Annotated in this window: 23 protein-coding genes and 1 tRNA gene; 9 read left to right on the top strand and 15 right to left on the bottom strand. The window is 67.8% G+C overall.

Going from position 1 to position 20,913, the window contains the following annotated elements; genetic code table 11:
- Together QT382_RS19875 and QT382_RS19870 are read right to left on the bottom strand one after the other, a co-directional pair.
- The gene (locus tag QT382_RS19875) at nucleotides 1-969 is read right to left on the bottom strand and encodes an alpha-E domain-containing protein (RefSeq protein ID WP_289255861.1); all 969 of its coding nucleotides are present in this window, start codon (nucleotides 967-969) and stop codon (nucleotides 1-3) included.
- A 1-nt stretch (nucleotide 970) separates the two neighbouring features.
- Nucleotides 971-2,479 (bottom strand): circularly permuted type 2 ATP-grasp protein, encoded by a 1,509-nt coding sequence (locus tag QT382_RS19870; protein WP_353957282.1) that lies wholly within the window; start codon nucleotides 2,477-2,479, stop codon nucleotides 971-973.
- A 272-nt stretch (nucleotides 2,480-2,751) separates the two neighbouring features.
- On the opposite strand from QT382_RS19870, the gene QT382_RS19865 reads away from it, so the two are divergent.
- Nucleotides 2,752-3,960: a tetratricopeptide repeat protein gene (locus QT382_RS19865; protein WP_289255860.1), complete on the top strand. Its 1,209-nt coding sequence runs from the start codon at nucleotides 2,752-2,754 to the stop codon at nucleotides 3,958-3,960.
- A 27-nt stretch (nucleotides 3,961-3,987) separates the two neighbouring features.
- Here the strand turns inward: QT382_RS19865 and QT382_RS19860 are convergent.
- A tRNA-Arg gene (locus tag QT382_RS19860) sits at nucleotides 3,988-4,063 on the bottom strand.
- Between the two features lie 142 nt (nucleotides 4,064-4,205).
- Here QT382_RS19860 and QT382_RS19855 point away from each other — a divergent pair.
- The gene (locus tag QT382_RS19855) at nucleotides 4,206-4,748 is read left to right on the top strand and encodes a c-type cytochrome (protein WP_289255859.1); all 543 of its coding nucleotides are present in this window, start codon (nucleotides 4,206-4,208) and stop codon (nucleotides 4,746-4,748) included.
- Nucleotides 4,749-4,811: 63 nt separating this feature from the next.
- Here QT382_RS19855 and QT382_RS19850 read toward each other — a convergent pair whose 3' ends face one another.
- The 3 genes from QT382_RS19850 to QT382_RS19840 are packed head-to-tail and all read right to left on the bottom strand — an operon-like array spanning nucleotide 4,812 to nucleotide 6,786.
- Nucleotides 4,812-5,327 carry a DUF2946 family protein gene (locus tag QT382_RS19850; protein WP_289255858.1) on the bottom strand — a complete coding sequence of 172 codons (516 nt, stop codon included), beginning with the start codon at nucleotides 5,325-5,327 and terminating at the stop codon, nucleotides 4,812-4,814.
- Nucleotides 5,328-5,338: 11 nt separating this feature from the next.
- A complete protein-coding gene (locus tag QT382_RS19845) occupies nucleotides 5,339-6,337 on the bottom strand; it encodes a YheT family hydrolase (RefSeq protein WP_289255857.1) in 999 nt (332 codons plus the stop codon).
- The gene (locus QT382_RS19840) at nucleotides 6,334-6,786 is read right to left on the bottom strand and encodes a YybH family protein (protein WP_289255856.1); all 453 of its coding nucleotides are present in this window, start codon (nucleotides 6,784-6,786) and stop codon (nucleotides 6,334-6,336) included. The genes QT382_RS19845 and QT382_RS19840 overlap by 4 nt, the downstream gene beginning before the upstream one ends.
- 166 nt (nucleotides 6,787-6,952) lie before the next feature.
- Between QT382_RS19840 and QT382_RS19835 the strand changes: the two genes are divergently transcribed.
- Nucleotides 6,953-7,756, top strand: a complete 804-nt coding sequence (locus QT382_RS19835) for a class I SAM-dependent methyltransferase (RefSeq protein ID WP_289255855.1) — start codon at nucleotides 6,953-6,955, stop codon at nucleotides 7,754-7,756.
- A 9-nt stretch (nucleotides 7,757-7,765) separates the two neighbouring features.
- Here the strand turns inward: QT382_RS19835 and QT382_RS19830 are convergent, their stop codons facing one another.
- The 4 genes from QT382_RS19830 to radA are packed head-to-tail and all read right to left on the bottom strand — an operon-like array spanning nucleotide 7,766 to nucleotide 10,731.
- Nucleotides 7,766-7,978, bottom strand: a complete 213-nt coding sequence (locus QT382_RS19830; protein WP_289255854.1) for a zinc-finger domain-containing protein — start codon at nucleotides 7,976-7,978, stop codon at nucleotides 7,766-7,768.
- 33 nt (nucleotides 7,979-8,011) lie between these two features.
- On the bottom strand, nucleotides 8,012-8,935 hold the full coding sequence (locus QT382_RS19825; protein WP_289255853.1) for a branched-chain amino acid transaminase: 924 nt from the start codon (nucleotides 8,933-8,935) through the stop codon (nucleotides 8,012-8,014).
- 56 nt (nucleotides 8,936-8,991) lie between these two features.
- The gene (locus QT382_RS19820; protein WP_289255852.1) at nucleotides 8,992-9,345 is read right to left on the bottom strand and encodes an antibiotic biosynthesis monooxygenase family protein; all 354 of its coding nucleotides are present in this window, start codon (nucleotides 9,343-9,345) and stop codon (nucleotides 8,992-8,994) included.
- A 30-nt stretch (nucleotides 9,346-9,375) separates the two neighbouring features.
- Nucleotides 9,376-10,731 carry a DNA repair protein RadA gene (gene radA, locus QT382_RS19815; protein WP_289255851.1) on the bottom strand — a complete coding sequence of 452 codons (1,356 nt, stop codon included), beginning with the start codon at nucleotides 10,729-10,731 and terminating at the stop codon, nucleotides 9,376-9,378.
- Between the two features lie 130 nt (nucleotides 10,732-10,861).
- Between radA and QT382_RS19810 the strand changes: the two genes are divergently transcribed.
- Both QT382_RS19810 and QT382_RS19805 read left to right on the top strand, forming a co-directional pair.
- Entirely contained in the window at nucleotides 10,862-11,491 is a 630-nt protein-coding gene (locus tag QT382_RS19810) for a LysE family transporter (RefSeq protein WP_289255850.1), read from the top strand.
- Between the two features lie 6 nt (nucleotides 11,492-11,497).
- Nucleotides 11,498-12,418, top strand: a complete 921-nt coding sequence (locus QT382_RS19805) for a DMT family transporter (RefSeq protein WP_289255849.1) — start codon at nucleotides 11,498-11,500, stop codon at nucleotides 12,416-12,418.
- On the opposite strand, the gene arfB is transcribed toward QT382_RS19805, so the two are convergent.
- Both arfB and alr read right to left on the bottom strand, forming a co-directional pair.
- The gene (gene arfB, locus QT382_RS19800) at nucleotides 12,387-12,791 is read right to left on the bottom strand and encodes an alternative ribosome rescue aminoacyl-tRNA hydrolase ArfB (protein ID WP_289255848.1); all 405 of its coding nucleotides are present in this window, start codon (nucleotides 12,789-12,791) and stop codon (nucleotides 12,387-12,389) included. The genes QT382_RS19805 and arfB overlap by 32 nt on opposite strands.
- The gene (gene alr, locus QT382_RS19795; protein ID WP_289255847.1) at nucleotides 12,791-13,903 is read right to left on the bottom strand and encodes an alanine racemase; all 1,113 of its coding nucleotides are present in this window, start codon (nucleotides 13,901-13,903) and stop codon (nucleotides 12,791-12,793) included. Before alr ends, arfB begins: the two co-directional genes overlap by 1 nt.
- A 229-nt stretch (nucleotides 13,904-14,132) precedes the next feature.
- Between alr and lplT the strand changes: the two genes are divergently transcribed.
- Nucleotides 14,133-15,413, top strand: coding sequence for a lysophospholipid transporter LplT (lplT, locus tag QT382_RS19790; RefSeq protein WP_289255846.1), 1,281 nt, complete (start codon nucleotides 14,133-14,135; stop codon nucleotides 15,411-15,413).
- Nucleotides 15,414-15,546: 133 nt separating this feature from the next.
- Here lplT and QT382_RS19785 read toward each other — a convergent pair whose 3' ends face one another.
- The gene (locus QT382_RS19785; RefSeq protein WP_289255845.1) at nucleotides 15,547-16,386 is read right to left on the bottom strand and encodes a hypothetical protein; all 840 of its coding nucleotides are present in this window, start codon (nucleotides 16,384-16,386) and stop codon (nucleotides 15,547-15,549) included.
- A gap of 297 nt (nucleotides 16,387-16,683) precedes the next feature.
- Between QT382_RS19785 and QT382_RS19780 the strand changes: the two genes are divergently transcribed.
- Complete coding sequence (locus tag QT382_RS19780; RefSeq protein ID WP_289255844.1) at nucleotides 16,684-17,175, top strand: glutathione peroxidase; 492 nt, start codon at nucleotides 16,684-16,686, stop codon at nucleotides 17,173-17,175.
- Here QT382_RS19780 and QT382_RS19775 read toward each other — a convergent pair whose 3' ends face one another.
- On the bottom strand, nucleotides 17,176-17,526 hold the full coding sequence (locus QT382_RS19775) for a DUF4870 domain-containing protein (RefSeq protein WP_289255843.1): 351 nt from the start codon (nucleotides 17,524-17,526) through the stop codon (nucleotides 17,176-17,178). It abuts the gene before it with no gap.
- Between the two features lie 140 nt (nucleotides 17,527-17,666).
- Here QT382_RS19775 and QT382_RS19770 point away from each other — a divergent pair, with 140 nt between their 5' ends.
- The gene (locus QT382_RS19770) at nucleotides 17,667-18,770 is read left to right on the top strand and encodes a DUF2332 domain-containing protein (RefSeq protein ID WP_289255842.1); all 1,104 of its coding nucleotides are present in this window, start codon (nucleotides 17,667-17,669) and stop codon (nucleotides 18,768-18,770) included.
- Nucleotides 18,771-18,799: 29 nt separating this feature from the next.
- A complete protein-coding gene (locus QT382_RS19765; RefSeq protein ID WP_289255841.1) occupies nucleotides 18,800-19,564 on the top strand; it encodes a hypothetical protein in 765 nt (254 codons plus the stop codon).
- On the opposite strand, the gene gshA is transcribed toward QT382_RS19765, so the two are convergent.
- The gene (gene gshA / locus QT382_RS19760) at nucleotides 19,555-20,850 is read right to left on the bottom strand and encodes a glutamate--cysteine ligase (protein ID WP_289255840.1); all 1,296 of its coding nucleotides are present in this window, start codon (nucleotides 20,848-20,850) and stop codon (nucleotides 19,555-19,557) included. The two genes, QT382_RS19765 and gshA, sit on opposite strands and share 10 nt — an antisense overlap.
- Nucleotides 20,851-20,913 lie beyond the last annotated feature (63 nt).

The following is a 20,913-nucleotide window of genomic DNA, read 5'->3' as shown; positions in this document are numbered from 1 at the left end:
TTATCCGGCTTCGAAATAGGCGCGCCGGATCGCGTCGCCCAGGCCGGCCGACTCCTCCAGGAAGCCGGTCAGCCAGCCGTGGATGCCCTGGGTCAGCACCTCGTCGGCCGTGCCGTAGGAAAGCCGCAGCGCCAGCTGGCCGGCACGCTGCTTGGCCACGCGGCCGGCGTCTTCCGAGCCGGCGCGGGCCTCGATGTGGGGCAGGATGGCCACGATCTCGTCGCTGCAGGCGCGCAGCGAGCGCGGCACGTCGGGCCGCAGTATCAGCAGCTCGGTGACGCGGCGGCCGTCGAGGTTGTCGCGGTAGATCGCGTGGTAGGCCTCGAAGGCCGACAGCGAACGCAAGAGGGCACTCCAGGCATAGAAGTCGGGCGCACTCTCGCTGGGGGCATCGACCGGCGACAGGCTGTCCACCGCCGGCTCTATCAGCTGCGACTTGACGTCCAGCAGCCGCGCCGTGTTGTCGGCCCGTTCGATGAAGGTGCCCAGGCGGATGAACATGTAGGCATCGTTGCGCTGCAGCGTGCCGTAGGTGGCGCCGCGGAACAGGTGCGAGCGCTCCTTGACCCAGTCGAAGAAGCTGGACACGCTGGCCACGCCGCGCTTGGGCAGGCTGCGCGCCTCCAGCCACGTGCTGTTGATCGCCTCCCACATCTCGGCCGTGATCTGGCCGCGTACCGCATGGGCGTTCTCGCGGGCCTGCTTGAGGCAGCTCAGCACTGAAGCCGGGTTGTCGAGGTCCAGGGCCATGAAATCGAACAGCTGCTGGGCGTCGAGCTGCTCATGGCGCGCCCCGTAGGCCTGCAGCGAGCCCGTGACGGCCAGCGGCGCCGCCAGTTCGGTGCGGGCGCCATGCGATTGCGGCAGCATGGACAGCGATTGAGTCACGTCCAGCATGCGCACCAGGTTCTCGGCGCGTTCGACGTAGCGGCTCATCCAGTAGAGCTGGGAGGCGGTGCGGCTCAGCATCTCAGGACTCCCGACGGGCCGCCCCTAGGGAGGCCTGCGCCCCCTCGGGGGGCAATGAGCGAAGCGAATGTGGGGGCTGCACGTCTGTCTCCAGGATCCAGGTGTCTTTGGTGCCGCCGCCTTGGCTGCTGTTCACCACCAAGGAACCTTCCTTGAGGGCGACGCGCGTCAGCCCGCCGGCCACCATCGTGATCTCTCGTCCGGTCAGGACAAAGGGCCGCAAGTCGATGTGTCTTGGCGCGATGCCGCTCTCGACGAAGGTCGGGCAACTGGACAAGCACAGCGTCGGCTGCGCGATGTAGTTGCTGGGGTTGGCCTTGACCCGGAGCTTGAAGTCCTCGACCTCGGCCGCCGTCGAGGCCGGCCCGACCAGCATGCCGTAGCCGCCGGCGCCATGGACCTCCTTCACCACCAGGTCCTTCATGTGGTTCAGCACATGGTCCAGGTCGGCCGCCTTGCGGCACTGCCAGGTCGGCACGTTGTTGAGGATGGGCTCCTCGCCCAGGTAGAAGCGGATCATGTCCGGCACATAGGGGTAGATGGACTTGTCGTCCGCCACGCCCGTGCCTATTGCATTGGCCAGGATCAGGTGGCCCTTCTGATAGACCGAGAGCAGGCCCGGCACGCCCAGCATCGAGTCGGGCCGGAAGGCCAGCGGGTCGAGGAAGGCGTCGTCGATGCGGCGGTAGATCACGTCCACCCGCTTGGGGCCCACCGTGGTGCGCATGTAGAGCCAGTCGTCCTTGACGAACAGGTCCTGGCCCTCGACCAGCTCCACGCCCATCTGCTGGGCCAGGAAGGCATGCTCGAAATAGGCCGAGTTGAACGGGCCCGGGGTCAGCACCACGGCGGTCGGGTTGTCCACCGGGCTGGCGTGGCGCAGCGTGTTCAGCAGCAGGGTGGGGTAGTGCTGGACCGGAGCGATGGAATAGCGCGAGAACAGCTCCGGGAAGAGCCGCATCATCATCTTGCGGTTCTCCAGCATGTAGCTGACGCCCGAGGGCACGCGCAGGTTGTCCTCCAGCACGTAGTAGCCGCCGTCCGAATGGCGTATCAGGTCGACGCCGGTGATGTGGGCGTAGATGCCGTGCGGCAGGTCCAGGCCCTGCATGGCCTTCTGGTACTGGGCATTGCCCAGCACCTGCTCGGCCGGGATCAGGCCGGCCTTGAGGATCTCGTGGTCATGGTAGATGTCCCAGAGGAAGCGGTTCAGTGCCGTGACCCGCTGGCGCAGGCCCTTCTCCAGCATCGTCCATTCGGAAGCCGGCACGATGCGGGGCACCATGTCGAAGGGGATCAGGCGCTCGGCACCGGCCTCGTCACCGTAGACGGCAAAGGTGATGCCGACCTTGTGGAACAGCAGGTCGGCCTCGGTCCGCTTCTTGGCCAGGGTCTCGGGCGACTGCGCCTGCAGCCAGTCGCCGAAGGCCTGGTAGTGGGGCCGCAGCCGGCCATCGGCCAGCAGCATCTCGTCATGGTGGCCAGGGGGCGGCAGGGTCAGCGCGTGCATCAAGATCACTCCGGGCTTGCCTGCGGACCAATGCAAGCCCTGTGCCTGCTTGGGCACTAGGCCAGCCGTACCAGCATGACCGGATTTGGTGCCGCCCGCCAGGGTGCCCATCCCTGGTGCAACTGCCTGGCGCCCATCTGGTGCATGGCCGGCCGCGCCGTCTGGCCATGGCACGCTTTCGACTGTTCATCCCTTCTGGCGTTGTCGCTACTGGCGCTTTGCTACGCTGCGCCCGGCCGCATCCGCGGTCTTGCGTGCAAGGAGAAGAGGGAATGAGGAACGGCACCACTACTTTCCGCCCGAGCGGCGCCTGGCGCGGCCTGCTGCTGGGGCTGCTGATGCTGCTGTCCGTGGCGGCCTTTGCCGGCGCCAAGGAAGAGATCCAGACCCATATGCGGGCCGGCCGCTGGGAGGCGGCCGACCGCCAGCTGGTCCAGGTCCTGGACAAGCATCCGGACAACGCTCTGGCCCACTACTGGCGGGCCCAGACTCAGCTCAAGCTGGGCCATGCGGACCAGGCCAAGTCCGAGCTGGCCAAGGCCGTGGAACTGGACCCGGCCGAGAAATTCGCCGGCGACAAGGCGGCGCTGGCCAAGCTCAAGTCGCGGCTGGATCTGGGCCAGACCCGCGTGGCCGCCGCGGAAGAGCCGGCACGCGCCCAGGTGCAGCAGGAGCCGGCGGCCCGCGTCGAAGCGCCGCAGCCTACGGCGCAAGCACCGGTCGAGCGCGAACGTAGGCGCTCCGGCTTCGGCTTCTGGATGCTGCTGCTGGTCGGCGTGGGCTTCGTCGGGCCGCTGGCTTATCTGTTCATTCGCAAGCAGAAGAACGAGCAGCTCTCGGTCGATCGCGACCTGTGGCGTGGCCGGCTGAAGGAAGCCAGCGGCGACCTCGACAACGCGCTGCGCTTCAGCGATGCCAGCGACCAGCTCAGCCCCGAGGCCAAGCTCGGCAATTACGACCGGGTGCGTCAGGCCAAGGCCGAGATCGACGGGCTGATTGCTTCACTGCCGTCCGCCCAGGACTTCGACCAGACCGCCCGCGTGGTGGAGCGCAGCAAGGACCTGGCCGCCGACCTGCGCGGCGAGCCGCGGCCCAGCGACATCCGCCGCGAGCAGGAAGCGGCCAACCTGGCTTACGAGCGCGACATGCGGACGCGCCAGATGGAGGCGCGGGCCAACCAGCCGGCGGTCTTCAACCAGGGCGCTGGTGTCGGGTCGGTGCTGCCCACCGTAGCCGCCGCCGCTGTGGGCCTGGCCATTGGCAGCGCGATGAGCAATGCCCATGGCCGCAGCCGCGATGACGAAGACGAGATGCGCCGGCGCGATGCCGAGTACGACCGCCTGTCGGGCGGCAGCAATCTCGGCAGCGGCGGTGGCGATTTCGGTGGCTCGGACCTGGACCTGGGTGGCGGTGGCGACAGCAGCTCGGACTGGAGCGGCGGGGCGGATACCGGAGGGAGCAGCGACGCGAGCTTCGATTGAAGGCAATGAAGCGGCGCTGAAGAGACCTGGCGCGCCCGGTTGGGATCGAACCAACAACCCCTGCCTTCGGAGGGCAGTACTCTATCCATTGAGCTACGGGCGCGAAGGCTGCGGATTCTAGCAGCGTCGTGAGCGATGCCCGGGCCGGGCGCGGGCCGGTAGATATAATCCCCGGCTTTGTGTCCTGCTAGGTATCAACCTGGCGGACCGCATTACCCAGAGCAGCCGACGCCAACGAGGATTTCATGAGCGGAACCCAAGACCACGCGCACGACCACGGAGCCCATGAAGGCCCGATCAAGACGCCCAAGCAACTGATGTGGGCGGTCGGTTTCGCCTTCGTGGTGCCGGTGCTGGTGATCGTCATGCTGGCCATGTACGTGACCGCCGCCGTCAAGCCGGCTGCCGGCAGCTCGGGCCTGGATGAGCAGGCCGTCGCCGCCCGCATCCAGCCGGTCGGCACGATCGAGATCAAGGATGCCAACGATGCCGCTTCGATGAAGACCGGTGAGCAGGTGTTCCAGGCTCAGTGCGCCGCCTGCCATGCCACCGGCGCCGCCGGTGCTCCCAAGCTGGGCGATGCCGCGGCCTGGGGCCCTCGCCTGAAGGGTGGCGTCGAGGCGCTGCTGACTTCGGCCCTCAAGGGCAAGGGCAATATGGGCGCCCAGGGTGGTGGCGACTTCAGCGACTTCGAGATCAAGCGCGCCGTCGTCTACATGGCCAACCAGGGCGGTGCCAAGTTCGAGGAGCCCAAGGCTCCGGCAGCCGCCGCTTCGGCCGCCAAGTAATCGAAGGGCCTCGCCCAGGAAGAAGCCGATCTCAGGGTCGGCTTTTTTGTGCCCGCCTCGTTTTCAGGGGTGTGGCTTCAACTGGACCGCATGGCGGTTCAGCAGCTCGGCATGGTTGCCCGGCCCGGGCGCCCAGAGGCCTTGCTCGACGGCCGCGGCCGCCTCGTGCATGTCCATGCTGTGGACCAGGCCCAGGCCTAGCTCGGTGCTGATGAACAGGCGGTCGTTCTCGTCCAGCCAGCATTGCCCTGCGGTGGCGCTCAAGCCGGTGTGGCTGCTCAGTTCACCGCCCGGGCCTACGCGCCAGATCCAGGGCGCGGCCTCCAGTTCCACGTAGACCCGCTGCGGCCCGTTCTGGAAGAACCAGGCGCCGTGTTCGTCATGGGCGTAGTTGCGGCCTATGAACTCGAGCAGCTTGCGGTGGTCGATGCGGCTGCCCTTGACCTTGGGGAAGGGGCCGGCGCGCTGGATGCGCTCGTCGCGCATGTACCAATCGCCGCGTGCGTCCAGCGCCAGCCAGCCGTAGCAATGCGGCACGTTGGGCCACTTCTTCAGCGCGGCTTCGACGATGGGGTCCATGACGAGCGAGTCTAGAGCGCCTGTGCCAGCCAGGCGCAGACCTGCTGCGGAATGCCCATCACTTGGCCTGGGGGCCAGCCGGCCGGGAAGCCCACATGGCCGCCATGCGGCGGTTGCCACAGCCGCACCCTGTCGTTGTCGACCTCGCCCTGCGTGGGCAGGGAATCGGCTGGCACGAAGGGGTCGTTGCGGGCATTCAGCACCAGGGCCGGGATGCGGATGCGGTGCAGATGCGGCTTGGCCGAGGCGCGGGCCCAGTAGTCCTCGGTGTCGCGGTAGCCGTGCAGCGGTGCGGTGAACAGATTGTCGAATTCGTAGAGGTCGCGCACCTCACGCAGGCGCTCGCCATCGAACAGGCCGGGATGCTGGTCCAGCTTCTTCAGCGCCTTGGGCACCATGCTGCGCAGGAACATGCGGGTGTAGACCAGTCGATTGAAGCCGCGGCCTATGGCGCGACCGCAAGCCGCCAGATCCACCGGCGAGCAGATCGAACTGACCGCGCGGGCGATGTCTGAAGCCGTGTCGCCCGCCTCCTCGGCCCAGCGCAGCAGGGCATTGCCACCGAGCGAGACGCCGGCGGCGATCAGATCGCCGTCGTGCGCCGCCTTGAAGCGACCCAGCATCCAGCCGATCTCTTCATGGTCGCCCGAGTGGTAGGCGCGCGGCGCCAGGTTCAGCTCGCCCGAGCAGCCGCGGAAATGCGGCAGCGCAAAGGCCCAGCCGCGCTCACGGGCCACGCAGGCAAAGGCCTGGGCATAGTGGCTCTGCGAACTGCCTTCGAGCCCGTGGAACAGCACCAGCAGCGGCGCGCCGGGCGCGGCCTGGCCTTCGTCCAGCCAGTCCACGTCGATGAAGTCGCCGTCGGGCGTGTGCCAGCGCTCGCGCCGGAACCGCGGCGCCGGGCCCTCTATGCGGCGCGAGAACAGGGCCGGCCAGATGGTCTGGGCCTGACCACCGGGCAACCACAGCGGGGCGCGGTATTGCAGGCTGGGTCGCTGCGATGCGCTCAATGCAGGATGGCCGGGCCTTCGCTCAGCTCCTGCACGTCGCTGGCGCTGCCGGGGCTGGCATGGTGCAGCACCATGCGCCAGCCCAGGGCCGTCTTCACGTAGACATTGCTGGCGATCACCCAGGCGGTCTGGGGCTTGTCCTCGGGGCCGGCCACCTGCACCCGCTCCAGCACCTGGTGGACGGCGGTCTCGGCGGTCTGCAGGCGGCGCACGCGTTCGGGGTGGACGGTGATCGGTCCCTGGCCGAACAGGGTCTCGAACGCGGCGCGGATGGCACGCAGGCCCACCAGGCGCGGACCGCCCGGATGAACGCAGGAGACCTCGTCCTCGTCCGACCAGACGCCCATCAGCTTTTCCAGGTCCGCGTGCTGCAGCGCTTCGTAGAACTGCTGCTCGGTGGCCTCGGGCGAGGCGAGCAGCACGGAGGAGGGAACGGCGGCGTGAGGCATGCCTGCATTGTAGGGAGAGCGCCTGCGCAGGCCATCTTTGCGCCGGGGGCGCGGCGTAATATCGACGCCCCGCCCGATCCAGGGCGAGGCTTCTTCCTCAGCCGACCCGGCGTCGCGGGCGCGTCCGGGGCCGGCCCTTGTCCAGGCCCGCCAGATGGAGATCGCCATGGGCCAGGATCCCTTTGCCGAGCTGAAGCAGCGCCAGCGCGAGATGTGGGCGTCGTTCGCTCCCACCGCCACCTTCACCACGCCGGAAGCCGCCAACCTGGTGCGCTTCGCCGGCGTGCGGCCGGGCGAGGCGGTGCTGGATGTCGGCTGCGGCACCGGCGTGGTCGCCATTTCGGCGGCGCGGGCCGGGGCCAAGGTTCGGGCGCTGGACCTGACGCCGGCCCTGCTGAGCCATGCGCGCGACAACGCGGCCCTGGCCGGCTTCGGCAACATCGCTTTCAGCGAAGGCGATGCCGAGCAACTGCCGTACGAGCATGGCGAATTCGACGTGGTGCTGAGCCAGTTCGGCCACATGTTTGCGCCGCGCCCGGAAATGGCGGTGGCCGAGATGCGCCGCGTGCTCAAGCCGGGTGGCCGGATTGCCTTCGCCACCTGGCCACCGGAGCACCTGATAGGCCGTACCTTCAGCTTCGTCGCCAAGCATTCGCCGCCACCGCCGGCCGGCGCCATGCCGCCGCCGCTCTGGGGCATTCCGGCCATAGTCACCGAGCGACTGGCGGCGGGCTTCGAGCCGCCGTTCTTCGGCCGCGGCCGCATGACCGTGCCCATGCTGAGCCCGGCGCATTACCGCCTGTTCATGGAAACCTCGATTGGACCTATCCAGAAGCTGGTCGAGAGCCTCGCCGGCGATGCCGCCAAGCTGGCGGCGGTGCGTGCCGAGCTTGAGGCGTTGATCGCCCCGTATTTCGCCGACAACCTGGTGGTCCAGGACTACCTGCTCACCCGGGCCGTCGCGCGCTGATCACCGGCCTCAATGGCCGTGGATCACTTCCCCGGCCTTGAGCTGGTAGACCGTGCCGCAGTAGGGGCACTTGCCGCCGCCCTCGTGGGTCACGTCCACGAAGACCCGCGGGTGGTTGCTCCACAGCGGCATCTTGGGATTGGGGCAGGCCACCACGCCGGGGCCCTGGACTTCCTTGGCCGTCACTTCGACCACGGCCTTTGCTGCTGGGCTGCTGCTCATTGCTCTTGCGCTTTCTATCTTGTTACTTCGAATTCAAACCAGGCTCAGCCAGTGAGCGTACTTGGGGTTGCGGCCGTTCACGATGTCGAAGAAGGCGGTCTGGATCTTCTCGGTGATCGGGCCGCGCGAGCCGCTGCCCAGCTCGATGCGGTCCAGCTCGCGGATCGGCGTCACCTCGGCGGCCGTGCCTGTGAAGAAGGCCTCGTCGCAGATGTAGACCTCGTCGCGGGTGATGCGCTTCTCCACCAGCTTCAGGCCCAGGTCCTGGCAGATGTGGAAGATGGTGTTGCGGGTGATGCCGTTGAGCGCGCCGGCCGACAGGTCGGGCGTATAGACCACGCCGTTCTTGATGACGAAGAGGTTCTCGCCCGCGCCTTCGGACACGAAGCCCGAGGCGTCCAGCAGCATGGCCTCGTCGTAGCCGTCGTCGGTGGCTTCCATGTTGGCCAGGATGGAGTTGGTGTAGTTGGACACCGTCTTGGCCTGCGTCATCGTGATGTTGACGTGATGGCGCGTGTAGCTGCTGGTCTTGACGCGGATGCCGCGCTTCAGACCCTCTTCGCCGAGGTAGGCGCCCCAGCTCCAGGCGGCCACCATCGCGTGGACCTTGTTGCCCTTGGGGCTGACGCCCAGCTTCTCGGAACCTATCCAGATCAGCGGGCGCAGGTAGCAGCTTTCCAGCTGGTTCTCTCGCACCACGGCCTTTTGCGCCTCCTCGACCTGTTCGATCGTGAAGGGGATCTTCATGCGCAGGATCTTGCCGCTGTTGAACAGCCGTTCGGTGTGCTCGCGCAGGCGGAAGATGGCCGTGCCCTTGTCCGTCTTGTAGGCGCGCACGCCCTCGAAGGCGCCGCAGCCATAGTGCAGCGTGTGGGTCAGGACATGGATCTTGGCGTCGCGCCAATCGACCAATTGGCCGTCCATCCAGATCTTGCCGTCGCGGTCTTCCATGGACATGGGGGCTACTCCTTGCGCAAGCCGGTTTGCTTGCTTGAATGCAGTGGCCGCCGATTCTACGGGCGGGGTTCGGGTTCGCCCCGGCTCCAGCCATAGGCGCGCTCGACCTTGGCGACCCGCAATTCATAGTGCTCGTACCACTGGGCCCGGCCCTGGTCGCGCGTGGCCGCATGTTCCATCTGCGCCCGCCAGGTCGCGATGGCTTCGAGGCTGGCCCAGTACGACACCGTGATGCCCAGGCCGTCGGCGCCGCGCGAGCTCTCCACACCCAGGTAGCCCGGCTGCTGGGCTGCCAGCGCAAGCATGCGCTCGGCGGCCTCGCTGTAGCCGGCATCGCCGGGCGTGCGCTGGCTGGTGAAGATCACCGCGTAGTAGGGCGGCTCGGGGAGGGCGGCGAATCCTGGCTTCATGGCATGCGAACGGCGGTTGGGAGGAATGGGTCAGAACTCGCGCAGCGCGGTGATGGCTTCCTCGATGCGCTCGACGGCCAGCACGCGCAGGCCTTCAATCGGTTTCTTGGGCGCATTGGCCTTGGGCACGACGGCGATGGAGAAGCCCAGCTTGGCCGCCTCCTTGAGTCGCTCCTGGCCGCGCGGCGCCGGTCGCACCTCGCCGGCCAGGCCGACCTCGCCGAAGGCGATGAAGCCCTTGGGCAGGGCCTTGCCTCGCAGCGAACTCTGGATGGCCAGCATCACGGCCAGGTCGGCCGCCGGCTCGCTGATGCGCACGCCGCCCACGGCATTGACGAACACGTCCTGGTCGTTGGTCATCACGCCGGCATGGCGGTGCAGCACGGCCAGCAGCATGGCCAGGCGGTCGCGCTCCAGGCCCACCGAGAGCCGGCGCGGGCTGGGCCCGCCACCATCGACCAGGGCCTGCAGCTCGACCAGCAACGGCCTTGTGCCCTCAAGAGTCACCAGCACACAGGAGCCGGGCACCGGCTCGGCATGGGTGGACAGAAAGATCGCGCTGGGGTTGCTGACACCCTTGAGCCCCTTGTCCGTCATCGCAAACACGCCGATCTCGTTGACCGCGCCGAAGCGGTTCTTGATGGCGCGCACCAGACGGTAGCTGCTGTGGGTGTCGCCCTCGAAGTACAGCACCGTGTCCACGATGTGCTCCAGCACGCGCGGCCCGGCCAGGGCACCTTCCTTGGTGACATGGCCCACCAGCACCATGGCGCAGCCGCCGGCCTTGGCCGTGCGGGTCAGCTGGGCCGCGCATTCGCGCACCTGCGCCACCGAGCCCGGGGCCGAGCTGAGTTGCTCGGAGTACAGCGTCTGGATCGAGTCGATCACGCAGAAGGCCGGCGCTTCTTCTTCGATCGTGGCGAGTATCTTCTCCAGGCTGATCTCGGCCAGCACGCGCACATTGGCGCCGACCAGGCCGAGCCGGCGGGCGCGCATAGCCACCTGGGCACCGCTTTCCTCGCCGGTCACGTAGAGCACCTTGACCTGTTGAGACAGGGCTTCGACCGCCTGCAGCAGCAGCGTCGACTTGCCGATGCCCGGGTCGCCGCCTATCAGCACCACGCCGCCGGGCACGATGCCGCCGCCCAGCACCCGGTCCAATTCCTCCTGGCCGGTGGGCGTGCGATCCACGTCGGTGGCTTCGATTTCCGAAAGCGTGGCCACGGCCTGGCTCTTGGCCAGGGCCTGGTAGCGGTTCTTGCCCGGCGTCTCGGCCAGGGTCTCGGTCAGCGTGTTCCAGGCGCCGCAGTGCGGGCACTTGCCCAGCCACTTGGCATTGGTGCCGCCGCATTCGGTGCAGCTGAAGAGGGTCTTGTCCTTGGCCATGGGGGGCGATTGTCGCGGCCAAAGCCTGACTTGCTGCGTGGCCGGCGTCGCCGTGCTAAAACGCTTCTCCGTCAGGGCCTGCCGGCCCTGTCTTCATTTGGAACGTACGAACTTACAAAGCAGTAGCGCCATGGACCTCTCTGTCTGGTTGACCTTCTTCGCCGCCTCCTGGGCGATCAGCCTCTCGCCCGGTGCGGGCGCTGTCGCCGCGATGAGCTCGGGTCTCAATCATGGCTTCCGGCGCGGCTACTTCACCACCTTCGGCCTGGTGCTGGGCATCCTGACCCAGGTGGTGCTGGTCGGTGCCGGCCTGGGCGCGCTGATCGCCGCCTCCTCGCTGGGCTTTGCCATCGTCAAGTGGCTGGGCGTGGCCTACCTGGTCTGGCTGGGCATTGCGCAGTGGCGCGCGCCGGCCAAACCCATGGTGGCGGCCGATCAGGAGGCCGGCCAGGTGACGCGCCGCCAGCTGGTGCTGCGCGGCTGGGGCCTGAACGCGGTCAACCCCAAGGGCACGGTCTTCCTGCTGGCCGTGGTGCCGCAGTTCCTCGACCTGCACGCCGCGCTGGCGCCGCAGTATCTGGTGATAGGCGCCACGCTGTGCTTCACCGACCTGGTGGTGATGGCTGGCTACACCGCCCTGGCCGCCAAGGTGCTGGCCGCCCTGCGTTCGCCTTCGCATATCAAGGCCATGAACCGCGTGTTCGGCTCGCTGTTCATCGCCGCCGGCGCGCTGCTGGCCACGTTCAAGCGCAGCGCCTGAACGACGATGGCAGATCAAGCAGCTCCCTCGCAACAAGGCATTCCCACCCGCTGGTTGTTCTGGGCCCCGACCCTGATCTGGGCCAGCACCTGGCATGTGATCCTGTTCCAGCTGGACAGCGCGGTGCCGGTCTTGAACTCGGTGGCCTGGCGCTTTGCCCTGGCTTCGCTGCTGCTGTTCGGCCTGGCTGCCTGGCGCGGCGAGACGCTACGGCTGCCGGCCTCGGCCCATTGGCTGATGCTGGCCACCGGCGTGGTCCAGTACAGCGGCAACTACTGGGGCGTCTACGAGGCCGAGCGTCACATCCCAAGCGGCCTGGTGGCCGTGCTGTTCTGCCTGATGGTGTTCGGCAATGCACTGTCGGGCCGCATCTTCTTCGGCCAGCAGGTCACGCGCCGCTTCCTGCTGGCCGCGGCCGGCGGCGTGGCCGGCGTGACCATGATCTTCTGGCCCGAGATCGCCGCCACCGGCGCACGGCCGACCGCCGCCCTGGGGCTCACGCTGGGCCTGGGCGCCGTGGTCGCGGCCTGCACCGGCAATGTGCTGACGCTCACGCTGACGCGCCGCTCGCTGCCGCTGATTCCCATCCTGGCCTGGAGCATGGGCTATGGCTCGCTGTTCCTGGTGTTCCTGTCGCTGGTCACCGGTGCCGGCCTGCATTTCGATGCCAGTCTGCGCTATGTGGCCAGCCTGCTGTACCTGACCCTGCTGGGCTCGGTGGCGGCCTTCGTGCTGTATTTCAAGCTGGCCCAGCGCAAGGGCGCGGCCGGCGCGGCACTGACCGGCGTGGTGATCCCGGTGATCGCGCTGGGGATCTCGGCCCTGCTGGAAGGCTGGCAGCCGACGGTGCTGGCCGTGGCCGGCATGGCCCTGTGTCTGGGCTGCGTCTGGCTGGCTACTCGCGCACCGGCTGCCGCCCGCGCTTGACATCGCCGCGCTGGCTTTTGCCCTCCAGCCGGCGCTGCTGCGAGCCATAGGTCGGCTTGGTGGCGCGCCGCGCCTTGGGCGTGTGGGCCACGCTCTGCACCAGCTCGACCAGGCGCCGCACCGCCTCGGCCCGGTTCTGTTCCAGGCTGCGCGAGTCCTGGGCCTTGATCACGACCTCGCCCTCGTTGGTGATGCGCTGGTCCGAGAGCTTGAGCAGCCGCTCCTTGATGACCGCCGGCAGGCTGGAGCGAGCGATGTCGAAGCGCAGGTGGACCGCGTTCGAGACCTTGTTGACGTTCTGGCCGCCGGGGCCGCTGGCGCGGATGGCCGTGAACTCCAGCTCCCAGTCGGCCGGCGTCCAGTGCAGGTTCATCAGTGCTCGATCCGCTCGACCGTGACCGGCACGCGCCGGGTCACGGCGCACATCAGCTCGTAGCCAATCGTGCCGGCGGCCTGGGCCACCTCGTCGATAGGCAGGACGTTGCCCTTGGGGCCCTGACCCCACAGCGTGACTTCGCTGCCGAAGCCGCTGTTCGGCAGGGCGTCGAGGTCCACCGCCAGCATGTCCATGGAGACCCTGCCCACGGTCGCCGAGCGCTGGCCGTCGACCAGGACGGGCGTGCCGCTGCCGGCATGGCGCGGGTAGCCGTCGGCATAGCCGCAGGCCACGATGCCGATGCGCATGGCCTTGTCGGCGGTGAAGCTGCTGCCGTAGCCGACGGTGTCGCCAGGCTGCAGCTGCTGGACGGCGATGATCTTGGAGCGCAGCGTCATGCCGGGCTGCAGGTCCCAATGGGCGGCATCGTGCTCGGGGAAATCGGGTACGCCGCCGTAGGTCATGATGCCGGCGCGCACCCAGTCGCCGCCGACGCGCGCCGCATGGCGCAAGGTGGCTGCGCTGTTGCAGGCCGAGCGCTCGCCGGGCAGGTCGGCGCAGGCGGCCTCGAAGGCGGCGAGCTGGTGGGCGATGCCATCCGTGCCTTTGCGCAGCGCGTCGGCATCGGAGAAATGGGTCATCAGCGAGATCTCGTCGACCTGGGGCAGGGCGTTCAGCCGGGTCCAGGCGGCGCGGAAGGCGGCGGGCGTGAAGCCCAGGCGGTTCATGCCGCTGTTGAGCTTGAGGAAGACCCGGTGCGGCTCGTGCGTCTTGTGCATCGCCAGCCAGTCGATCTGCTGCTCGCAATGCACCGCATGCCAGAGGTGCAGCCGCGAGCACAGCTCCAGGTCGCGGGTCTCGAAGCAGCCTTCCAGCAAGAGGATGGGGCCGCGCCAGCCCAGCTCGCGCAGCTTCTGGGCCTCGTCCAGGTCCAGCAAGGCAAAGCCGTCGGCGCCGCGCAGCGCCTCGAACACGTTGTCAATGCCATGGCCGTAGGCATTGGCCTTGACCACGGCCCAGACCCGGGCGTCCGGGGCCGAGGCGCGGGCGCGGGCCAGGTTGTGGGCGAGGGATCGTTGATGGATCAGGGCTTCGATGGGGCGCGGCATGTCGGAATTGTGGCATCCGGCCCCGGGCCTGCCGATCGTTGCGGCCAGGCTCCAGGCCCCTCCAGACACCCGCGAACGCGGGCGCTATTCGACTGTCCCACCTATGGGGGGCATGCTATAAACCCGCTGCTGCGAACGGCCTCAGCCAGCCTTTTCGCGGCCTGGACAGATCGAGAGAGCTTGTGCCCACCGGGTGCAGGGCCGACCCCCCGCAGTAATCGATGGGTACATGAAAAAAGGCTTCTACACCATCATGTCAGCGCAGTTCTTCAGCTCGCTGGCTGATCAGGCTTTGCTGGTTGGAGCCATCGAACTGCTGAAGAGCACGCATGCGCCCGCCTGGCAGATTCCGGCTCTGGGCCCGATGTTCGCGCTGTTCTATGTGCTGCTGGCCCCGTTCGTGGGCGCTTTCGCCGACGCCGTGCCCAAGGGCAAGGTCATGTTCTATTCGAACACGATCAAGGTGGCGGGCTGCCTGATGATGCTGCTGGGCATGCATCCGCTGCTGGCCTATTCGGTGGTGGGCCTGGGTGCCGCCGCCTACTCGCCGGCCAAGTACGGCATCCTCACCGAGCTGCTGCCGCCTTCGCAGCTGGTCAAGGCCAATGGCTGGATCGAGGGCCTGACCATCGCCTCCATCATCCTGGGCATCCTGCTGGGCGGCCAGCTGGTCGGCCCGCAGCTCTCGCCCATGCTGCTGGGCCTGGACCTGCCTTTCTTCGATACCGGCATAGACACGCCGCCCGAGGCCGCGATCTGCAGCCTGGTGGCGCTGTATGCGATTGCCGCCGTCTTCAATCTCTACATTCCGCGCACCAGCACACCGCTGCAAAGGCTCTCGACCAGCCCGCTGGAGCTGGTGCGCGACTTCGCCAGCTGCAATTCGCGGCTGTGGCAGGACAAGCTGGGCCAGATCTCGCTGGCCACGACCACGCTGTTCTGGGGCGTGTCGGGCAATCTGCGCATCATTCTTTTCCCCTGGGCCGCGGCGGCCCTGGGCTACACCACCACCCAGGCCTCCAACCTGGGCGGCGTCGTCGCCATAGGCACGGCGGTCGGTGCCGTGGTGGCCTCTATGTATATGCGGCTGGAGCGGGCTACCGCGGTGATCCCGCTGGGCATTGCGATGGGCCTGCTGGTGATGGGCCTGAATGTGGCGACAAGTCTCTACGTGGCCGTGCCCTTCCTGATCGTGCTGGGCCTGGTGGGCGGCTACCTGGTCGTGCCCATGAATGCGCTCTTGCAGCACCGCGGCCACAACCTGATGGGCGCCGGTCGTTCCATCGCGGTGCAGAACTTCAACGAACAGGCCTGCATCCTGGCCCTGGGCGCGCTCTACACCGGCATGACCAAGGGCGGCCTGTCGGCCTTCGCGGCGATCGCCGTGTTCGGCCTGATCGTGGCCGGCACCATGTGGCTGATACGCCGCTGGCACCAGAACAACTGCGTCAAGCACGGCCCCGAGGTCGAACGCCTGCTGGAGATCGCCCGCAGCGACTGCGGGCATTGATTGAGCCCCTCGGCCAAGGGGTACCTTGGCCGGTCCCCCGAGGGGACGGCGATGCTTGCCGGATCGACCGGCAATCACATCGCCACAAGGGGCCGGCTTGGGAGCGGCCCGGCGCTCGGCCCGAATGAGTTGCCTAGCGACCCTTGCCTGCCTTGACCGGCTTGGGCGGCGGCCCCACCAGCACGTTCTCGATCGCCTCGGACCAGGCCCGGGCAATCTTGAAGCTGCCGCTGTGGTTCAGATGGATCTCGTTGTGCCAGTCGCCGCTGACGCCGCTGGAGCCCGGTGTGGCCGTGGCCAGGGGCACCGAGGTGCTGTCGAACACATGCAGGTGCGGGAACTGCTCCTTGTCGGCCGCCAGGCTCTTCAGCAGCTGGGCCAGGTGCATCACCATCAGGCGGCTCACGGCCAGCCAGTCGGCGCTGGGCACGGCATAGGCCTTGAGCATGGGATAGAGCCAGGGGCCGCGACCGTCCTCGGCAGCCGCCGGGCGCGGCATGGGCACGGCATAGCAGTGGACAAACATCGGCTTGCCGGCGCTGGGTCCCTGGTCGCGCAGGCTGATCAGGTGGCGCAGATTGGTGCGCAGGTAGTCGGCCAGCGTGGTCCAGCCCGGCTCCGAGAAATAGCGGCCGACGCCGGCCGAGGGCGGGCCCCATTCGGTCTGGCGGCGCAGCAGGCGCTTTTCCAGCGGCACCTCGCTGCCGTCGGGCAGATGGGCGGGGGTCTGAGCGGCGGCGATCACGTCATTGCCGCCGACCGACAGCAGGATGCCGTCCCACGCCGGCGCCGAGGTGTCGCCCAGCAGGCGCACGAATTCGGGGGCCGCTTCCAGATCCACCACATGGGACAGTGATTCGCCCCGGCCCGCGCAATTCAGCGCCGCGGCCGGCTGCTTGAACATCAGCTCCTGCAGCAGATTGCCGTGGGCTTGCGCCGCAGCGGTGGAGAACCACGAATCACCTTGGGCCAAGAGGCGCCAGCGGAAACCCTCGAGGGCGGCCGGTTTGGACCGCAAATCTTCAGGCGAGAAACAGGCCAGGTGATCCAAAGGCAGGCTCCATATCGCGAGACTATCGAAGTACAGCGAGGGATTGAACGGCGCCCCGATTGGAAGGCCTGCCTCCCTCGGTCCGCCATGCGGTAAACCCCGGGGGGCATTGTGGCGGTGGCCCCTGGCTTTGCCAGCCCTGATCGTGAGGACAAGACCCAAGTGTTGCGGCGATCCAACCGGCCCTAATATCGCCCCTTTCTCCCGCGGAGCATGGCCATGGCCGAAAGCAGCATCTACGACTTCCACGCCCTGTCCATCGAGGGTAAGCCGGCCGACTTGGCAAGCCAGCGCGGCAAGGTGCTGCTGATCGTCAACACCGCCAGCGCCTGCGGCTACACGCCCCAGTTCCAGGGCCTGGAGCAGCTGTGGAAGGACTACGCCGCCCGCGGCCTGGTGGTGATCGGCTTCCCCAGCAACGAGTTCGGCGGCCAGGACCCGGGCACGAACGACGAGATCGCCTCGTTCTGCGAGCTGAACTACGGGGTCTCGTTCCCGATGATGGCCAAGGTCAAGGTCAACGGCAAAGGCGCCCATCCGCTGTGGCAATGGCTCAAGGGCGAGAAGCCCGGCCTGCTGGGCACCGAGCTGATCAAGTGGAACTTCACCAAGTTCCTGGTCGGCCGCAATGGCCAGGTGCTCAAGCGCTATGCGCCCGGCGACGAACCGGAAAAGCTGCGCGCCGACATCGAGGCGGCGCTGGGCGCTTGATTACTTGATCAGCCGGAAGGCGAACGGGTAGCGGTAGGCCACGCCGCTGCTGGCCTTGACCGCGGCCACGATGCAGAACACCAGGTTCACCAGGCCGACCACCCAGAACAGCAGGATACCTATCAGCACGAAGGCCAGCACCCAGCAGACGCAGTAGGCGATGAAAACGGTGAGCTGGAAGTTCAGGGCCTCGCGGGCCTGGTCGGCAGCGAAGCCGCCGCCGCCGGGCTCGCCCTTCTTGATCAGATAGATCACCAGCGGCGCGACCCAGGTCGTCAACAGCCCGCCTATGTGGGCCAGGATGGCCAGCGTGCGGTCGTTGCTGTCGTTGGTGCTGACGACGTCGTTCATGTCACTCTTTCCTGCAAGCCCGGACTGGGCGGCAGTGTCCGGCCGAGCGGACGGCCCCGTCATTGGCGCAAACCCGGGCGCATGGCTTCATGCCGGATCGGCTGCCTGGCGCTACCCGACCTGGCCCTAGGCTGCGGGCCATGGACATCGCCGAATTCTTTCGCCGGTTCGCCGAGCGCGAATGCCCCCACGATCCTCTCTACCAGGCGCTGAGCCGCTGCATCGCCGCGACGCCGGAGCTGCTGGCCCTGATGGACGAAGCCCCGCCCACGCAGCGCAAGCCCGTGCTGTTGCTGGCCGCCTTGCATGAGCAAGTACTGGCCGCGGTGGGACATGGGCTGGCGGCCTACTACGGCAGCGTCGGCGGCGAACGGGCGCCCGACGCCGAGCTGCCAGCCCTGTTGCTCGACTTCGTCGAACGCCATCGGCATGCACTCGTCGAGACGCTGCGCCGACGCAGCACACAGACCAACGAGACCGGCCGCTGCGCCGTGCTCTGGCCGGCCTTGCAGCACATCGCCCGCGTCACCGGTCGGCCGGACCTGGCCCTGTTCGACTTCGGCAGCAGCGCCGGCTTGAACCTGGGCGTCGATGCCTACCGCTACGACTACGGCGACTTCCAGCGCGGCGCCCACCCCGAGCCCGGCCGGCCGCTGATTCGCTGCGAATGGCGCGGCGGGCCGCCGCCGGGCGAGGCTGCCGGTTTCCGGCTCGGCGACCGCCTGGGCGTGGATCCTCATCCGATCGACCTGGCGGATCCGGCCGAGGTCCGCTGGCTGCAGGCCTGCCTCTGGCCCAGCGAACGTGAGCGCACACTGAGGCTAAAGCTGGCCATTGGCCTGGCCCGAGCCTCGGCCTGGCCGGTGCAGCGGGCGGCCGATGGCCTGGGCTTGCTGGTCGAATGGCTGGACCGGCTGCCGGCCGGCGTCCAGCCGGTGCTGCTCAACAGCTGGGTGCTCTTCTACTTCGACAAGGACGGCCTGGCACTGCACTACCAGCGGGTCGCCGAGCTGGTGCGCAGCCGCGGCCTGGTCTGGCTGAATGCCGAGATGGCTGCCCTGCATCCGCCCGGCCTGGTGCGGCCGGATCTTTCTCCCGAAGGCCCCGAAGCCGGCAGCGCCACGCTCTGGAGTCTGCAGCGTGCCGAGCAGGGCGAGCTGATCCACGAGCCGCTGGCCTGGTCGCATCCGCACGGGCGCTGGCTGGATTGGATCGCCTCCTATACTTCGGCGCCCGTGCGATGAGCGCACGACCTGAAACCCGAGGGAGCCCCATGCTGAACAAGAAGAACCCCATCTCGTTGGCCGCGCTGGCCTTTTGCAGCCTGCCGCTGCTGGCCCAGGCCGACACGCTGGCCGATGTCCGCGCCGTGCTGGCCCAACAGGGCCAGGCCTCGGTCAAGGCCGTGATCGAGGTCAAGTCGCTGAGCCGCAATGGCGAGGGCAAGGACCTGGAAGAGCAGCAGGGCGAGGCCGCGGTCCAGGTCGAGGACGGCCCCCAGGGCTTGCGGGTGATGTATGCGCGCGAGCTGCTGCAGCGCGGCGAAGCCGAGGCACAGAACAAGGCCCGCGACCCCAAGACCAAGACCGTGACCCTGAGCGGCATCGCCAAGCTGGACAACAGCAATCTGCGCGAGCTGCTCAATCCGGCTGCCAAGCTGGGCCGTCTGCTGGACCGGGCCAAGCTCAAGGGCGAGAAGGTCGAGGCCTGGCAGGGCAAACCGGCCACGCTGCTGAGCTTCGACCTGGAGAAGCAGAAGATGAGCGGCCAATTCGCCGATGCAGTCAAGAACTACAGCGGCACGCTGGAGCTGTGGGTCGGTCCGCAGGGGGTGCCGCTGGCGGCCAAGGTGCGCGAGTCCGTGTCCGGCCGTGCCTTCCTGGTCTTCAGCTTCGAGAGCCAGGGCGAGGAGGAACAGCAGTTCGGCTTTGTCGCGGACCGCCTGGTCATGCTCAAGAGCGAATCACGCAACCATGGCTCGAGCACCATGGGCAAGAACGAGTCGCGCGTGACCCACTCGCTCAAGCCTCAGGCGTAGATCTCGGCCTCGGGGTCGGTGACCTCCAGCTCGTAGCTGGCGGCCAGCATGGCCAGGCGGGCGATCACGCCATACATGTAGAAGCGGTTGGGGGCGCTGACCCCCGGCTTCTCGCCCGGCTTGGGCAGCTGCGAGCTCTCGGCAAAGGCCAACGGCACGAAGCTGGCGCCCGGGGCGTTGAGGTTCTCGTCCACGCCGCGCTCGGCATGGACCCGGTAGAAGCCGCCCACCACATAGCGGTCCATCATGTAGACCACCGGCTCGGCCACGGCGTCGTTGACGCGCTCGTTGGTGGTCACGCCTTCCTGGATGATGACCTCGGAGACCTCCTGGCCGTCCTTGATCACGCTCATCTTGTTGCGGGTCTTGCGGTTCAGCGCGTCCAGGTCCTTGGCGTCGCGCACGGTCATGATGCCCATGCCATAGGTGCCGGCGTCGGCCTTGACGACGACGAAGGGCTTCTCCTGGATGCCGTATTCCTTGTACTTGCGGCGGATCTTGGTCAGCAGGGCATCGACCTGCGATTGCAAGGCGTCAATGCCGGTGCCGTCGGCGAAGTTCAGCTCGCTGCCGGCCGCGAACATCGGGTCGATCAGCCAGGGGTCCATGCCCAGCAGCTTGGCAAACTTCTTGGCCACATTGCTGTAGGCCGCGAAATGCTTGGTCTTGCGGCGCACGGCCCAGCCGGCATGCAGCGGCGGCAGCAGGTATTGCTCGTGCAGGTTCTCCAGCACCTGCGGGATGCCGGCCGACAGGTCGTTGTTCAGGAGGATGGTGCAGGGGTCGAAGTCCTTCAGCGTGACCCGGCCGCGCTTGCGCTGCAGCGGCTCCACGGTCAGCGTGCCGCCGTCGGCGGTCAGCAGCTCGGTGGGCTCGGTGACCTCGGGGTCCAGCGTGCCCAGGCGCACGTTCAGGCCGGCCTGGGTGAAGATGCGCACCAGGGTCGCGACATTGCTCAGGTAGAAGCTGTTGCGCGTGTGCTTCTCGGGCACCAGCAGCAGGTTCTTGGCCTCGGGACAGATCTTCTCGATGGCTGCCATCGCCGCCTGCACCGCCAGCGGCAGCATCTCGGGCGTCAGGTTGTTGAAGCCGCCCGGGAACAGGTTGGTGTCCACCGGCGCCAGCTTGAAGCCGGCATTGCGCACGTCCACCGAGGTGTAGAACGGCGGCGTGTGCTCCATCCACTCCAGCCGGAACCAGCGCTCGATCGCCGGCATCGACTCCAGGATGCGCTGCTCCAGCTCGTTGATCGGACCAGTGAGGGCGGTGATGAGGTGGGGGACCATGGCTTGTGGCTTCGTCTCTGGAGGTCGGTGGACCATTCTAGGGACAGGGCATCTGGGGGTGGG

Origin of the sequence: Pelomonas sp. SE-A7 (assembly GCF_030345705.1) — a bacterium.
Classification (GTDB): domain Bacteria; phylum Pseudomonadota; class Gammaproteobacteria; order Burkholderiales; family Burkholderiaceae_C; genus JAUASW01.
This window is presented reverse-complemented; position numbering and strand designations above follow the sequence as displayed.

Coding starts and splice junctions, on each gene's coding strand:
- QT382_RS19855 (WP_289255859.1), top strand. CDS start 4,206: ATGAGCGGAACCCAAGACCACGCGCACGACCACGGAGCCCATGAAGGC.
- lplT (WP_289255846.1), top strand. CDS start 14,133: ATGAAAAAAGGCTTCTACACCATCATGTCAGCGCAGTTCTTCAGCTCG.
- QT382_RS19820 (WP_289255852.1), bottom strand. CDS start 9,345: ATGAAGCCAGGATTCGCCGCCCTCCCCGAGCCGCCCTACTACGCGGTG.
- QT382_RS19805 (WP_289255849.1), top strand. CDS start 11,498: ATGGCAGATCAAGCAGCTCCCTCGCAACAAGGCATTCCCACCCGCTGG.
- QT382_RS19780 (WP_289255844.1), top strand. CDS start 16,684: ATGGCCGAAAGCAGCATCTACGACTTCCACGCCCTGTCCATCGAGGGT.
- QT382_RS19875 (WP_289255861.1), bottom strand. CDS start 969: ATGCTGAGCCGCACCGCCTCCCAGCTCTACTGGATGAGCCGCTACGTC.
- QT382_RS19835 (WP_289255855.1), top strand. CDS start 6,953: ATGGGCCAGGATCCCTTTGCCGAGCTGAAGCAGCGCCAGCGCGAGATG.
- QT382_RS19870 (WP_353957282.1), bottom strand. CDS start 2,479: ATGCACGCGCTGACCCTGCCGCCCCCTGGCCACCATGACGAGATGCTG.
- QT382_RS19770 (WP_289255842.1), top strand. CDS start 17,667: ATGGACATCGCCGAATTCTTTCGCCGGTTCGCCGAGCGCGAATGCCCC.
- gshA (WP_289255840.1), bottom strand. CDS start 20,850: ATGGTCCCCCACCTCATCACCGCCCTCACTGGTCCGATCAACGAGCTG.
- alr (WP_289255847.1), bottom strand. CDS start 13,903: ATGCCGCGCCCCATCGAAGCCCTGATCCATCAACGATCCCTCGCCCAC.
- QT382_RS19775 (WP_289255843.1), bottom strand. CDS start 17,526: ATGAACGACGTCGTCAGCACCAACGACAGCAACGACCGCACGCTGGCC.
- QT382_RS19865 (WP_289255860.1), top strand. CDS start 2,752: ATGAGGAACGGCACCACTACTTTCCGCCCGAGCGGCGCCTGGCGCGGC.
- QT382_RS19765 (WP_289255841.1), top strand. CDS start 18,800: ATGCTGAACAAGAAGAACCCCATCTCGTTGGCCGCGCTGGCCTTTTGC.
- QT382_RS19825 (WP_289255853.1), bottom strand. CDS start 8,935: ATGTCCATGGAAGACCGCGACGGCAAGATCTGGATGGACGGCCAATTG.
- QT382_RS19830 (WP_289255854.1), bottom strand. CDS start 7,978: ATGAGCAGCAGCCCAGCAGCAAAGGCCGTGGTCGAAGTGACGGCCAAG.
- QT382_RS19840 (WP_289255856.1), bottom strand. CDS start 6,786: ATGCCTCACGCCGCCGTTCCCTCCTCCGTGCTGCTCGCCTCGCCCGAG.
- radA (WP_289255851.1), bottom strand. CDS start 10,731: ATGGCCAAGGACAAGACCCTCTTCAGCTGCACCGAATGCGGCGGCACC.
- arfB (WP_289255848.1), bottom strand. CDS start 12,791: ATGAACCTGCACTGGACGCCGGCCGACTGGGAGCTGGAGTTCACGGCC.
- QT382_RS19810 (WP_289255850.1), top strand. CDS start 10,862: ATGGACCTCTCTGTCTGGTTGACCTTCTTCGCCGCCTCCTGGGCGATC.
- QT382_RS19850 (WP_289255858.1), bottom strand. CDS start 5,327: ATGGACCCCATCGTCGAAGCCGCGCTGAAGAAGTGGCCCAACGTGCCG.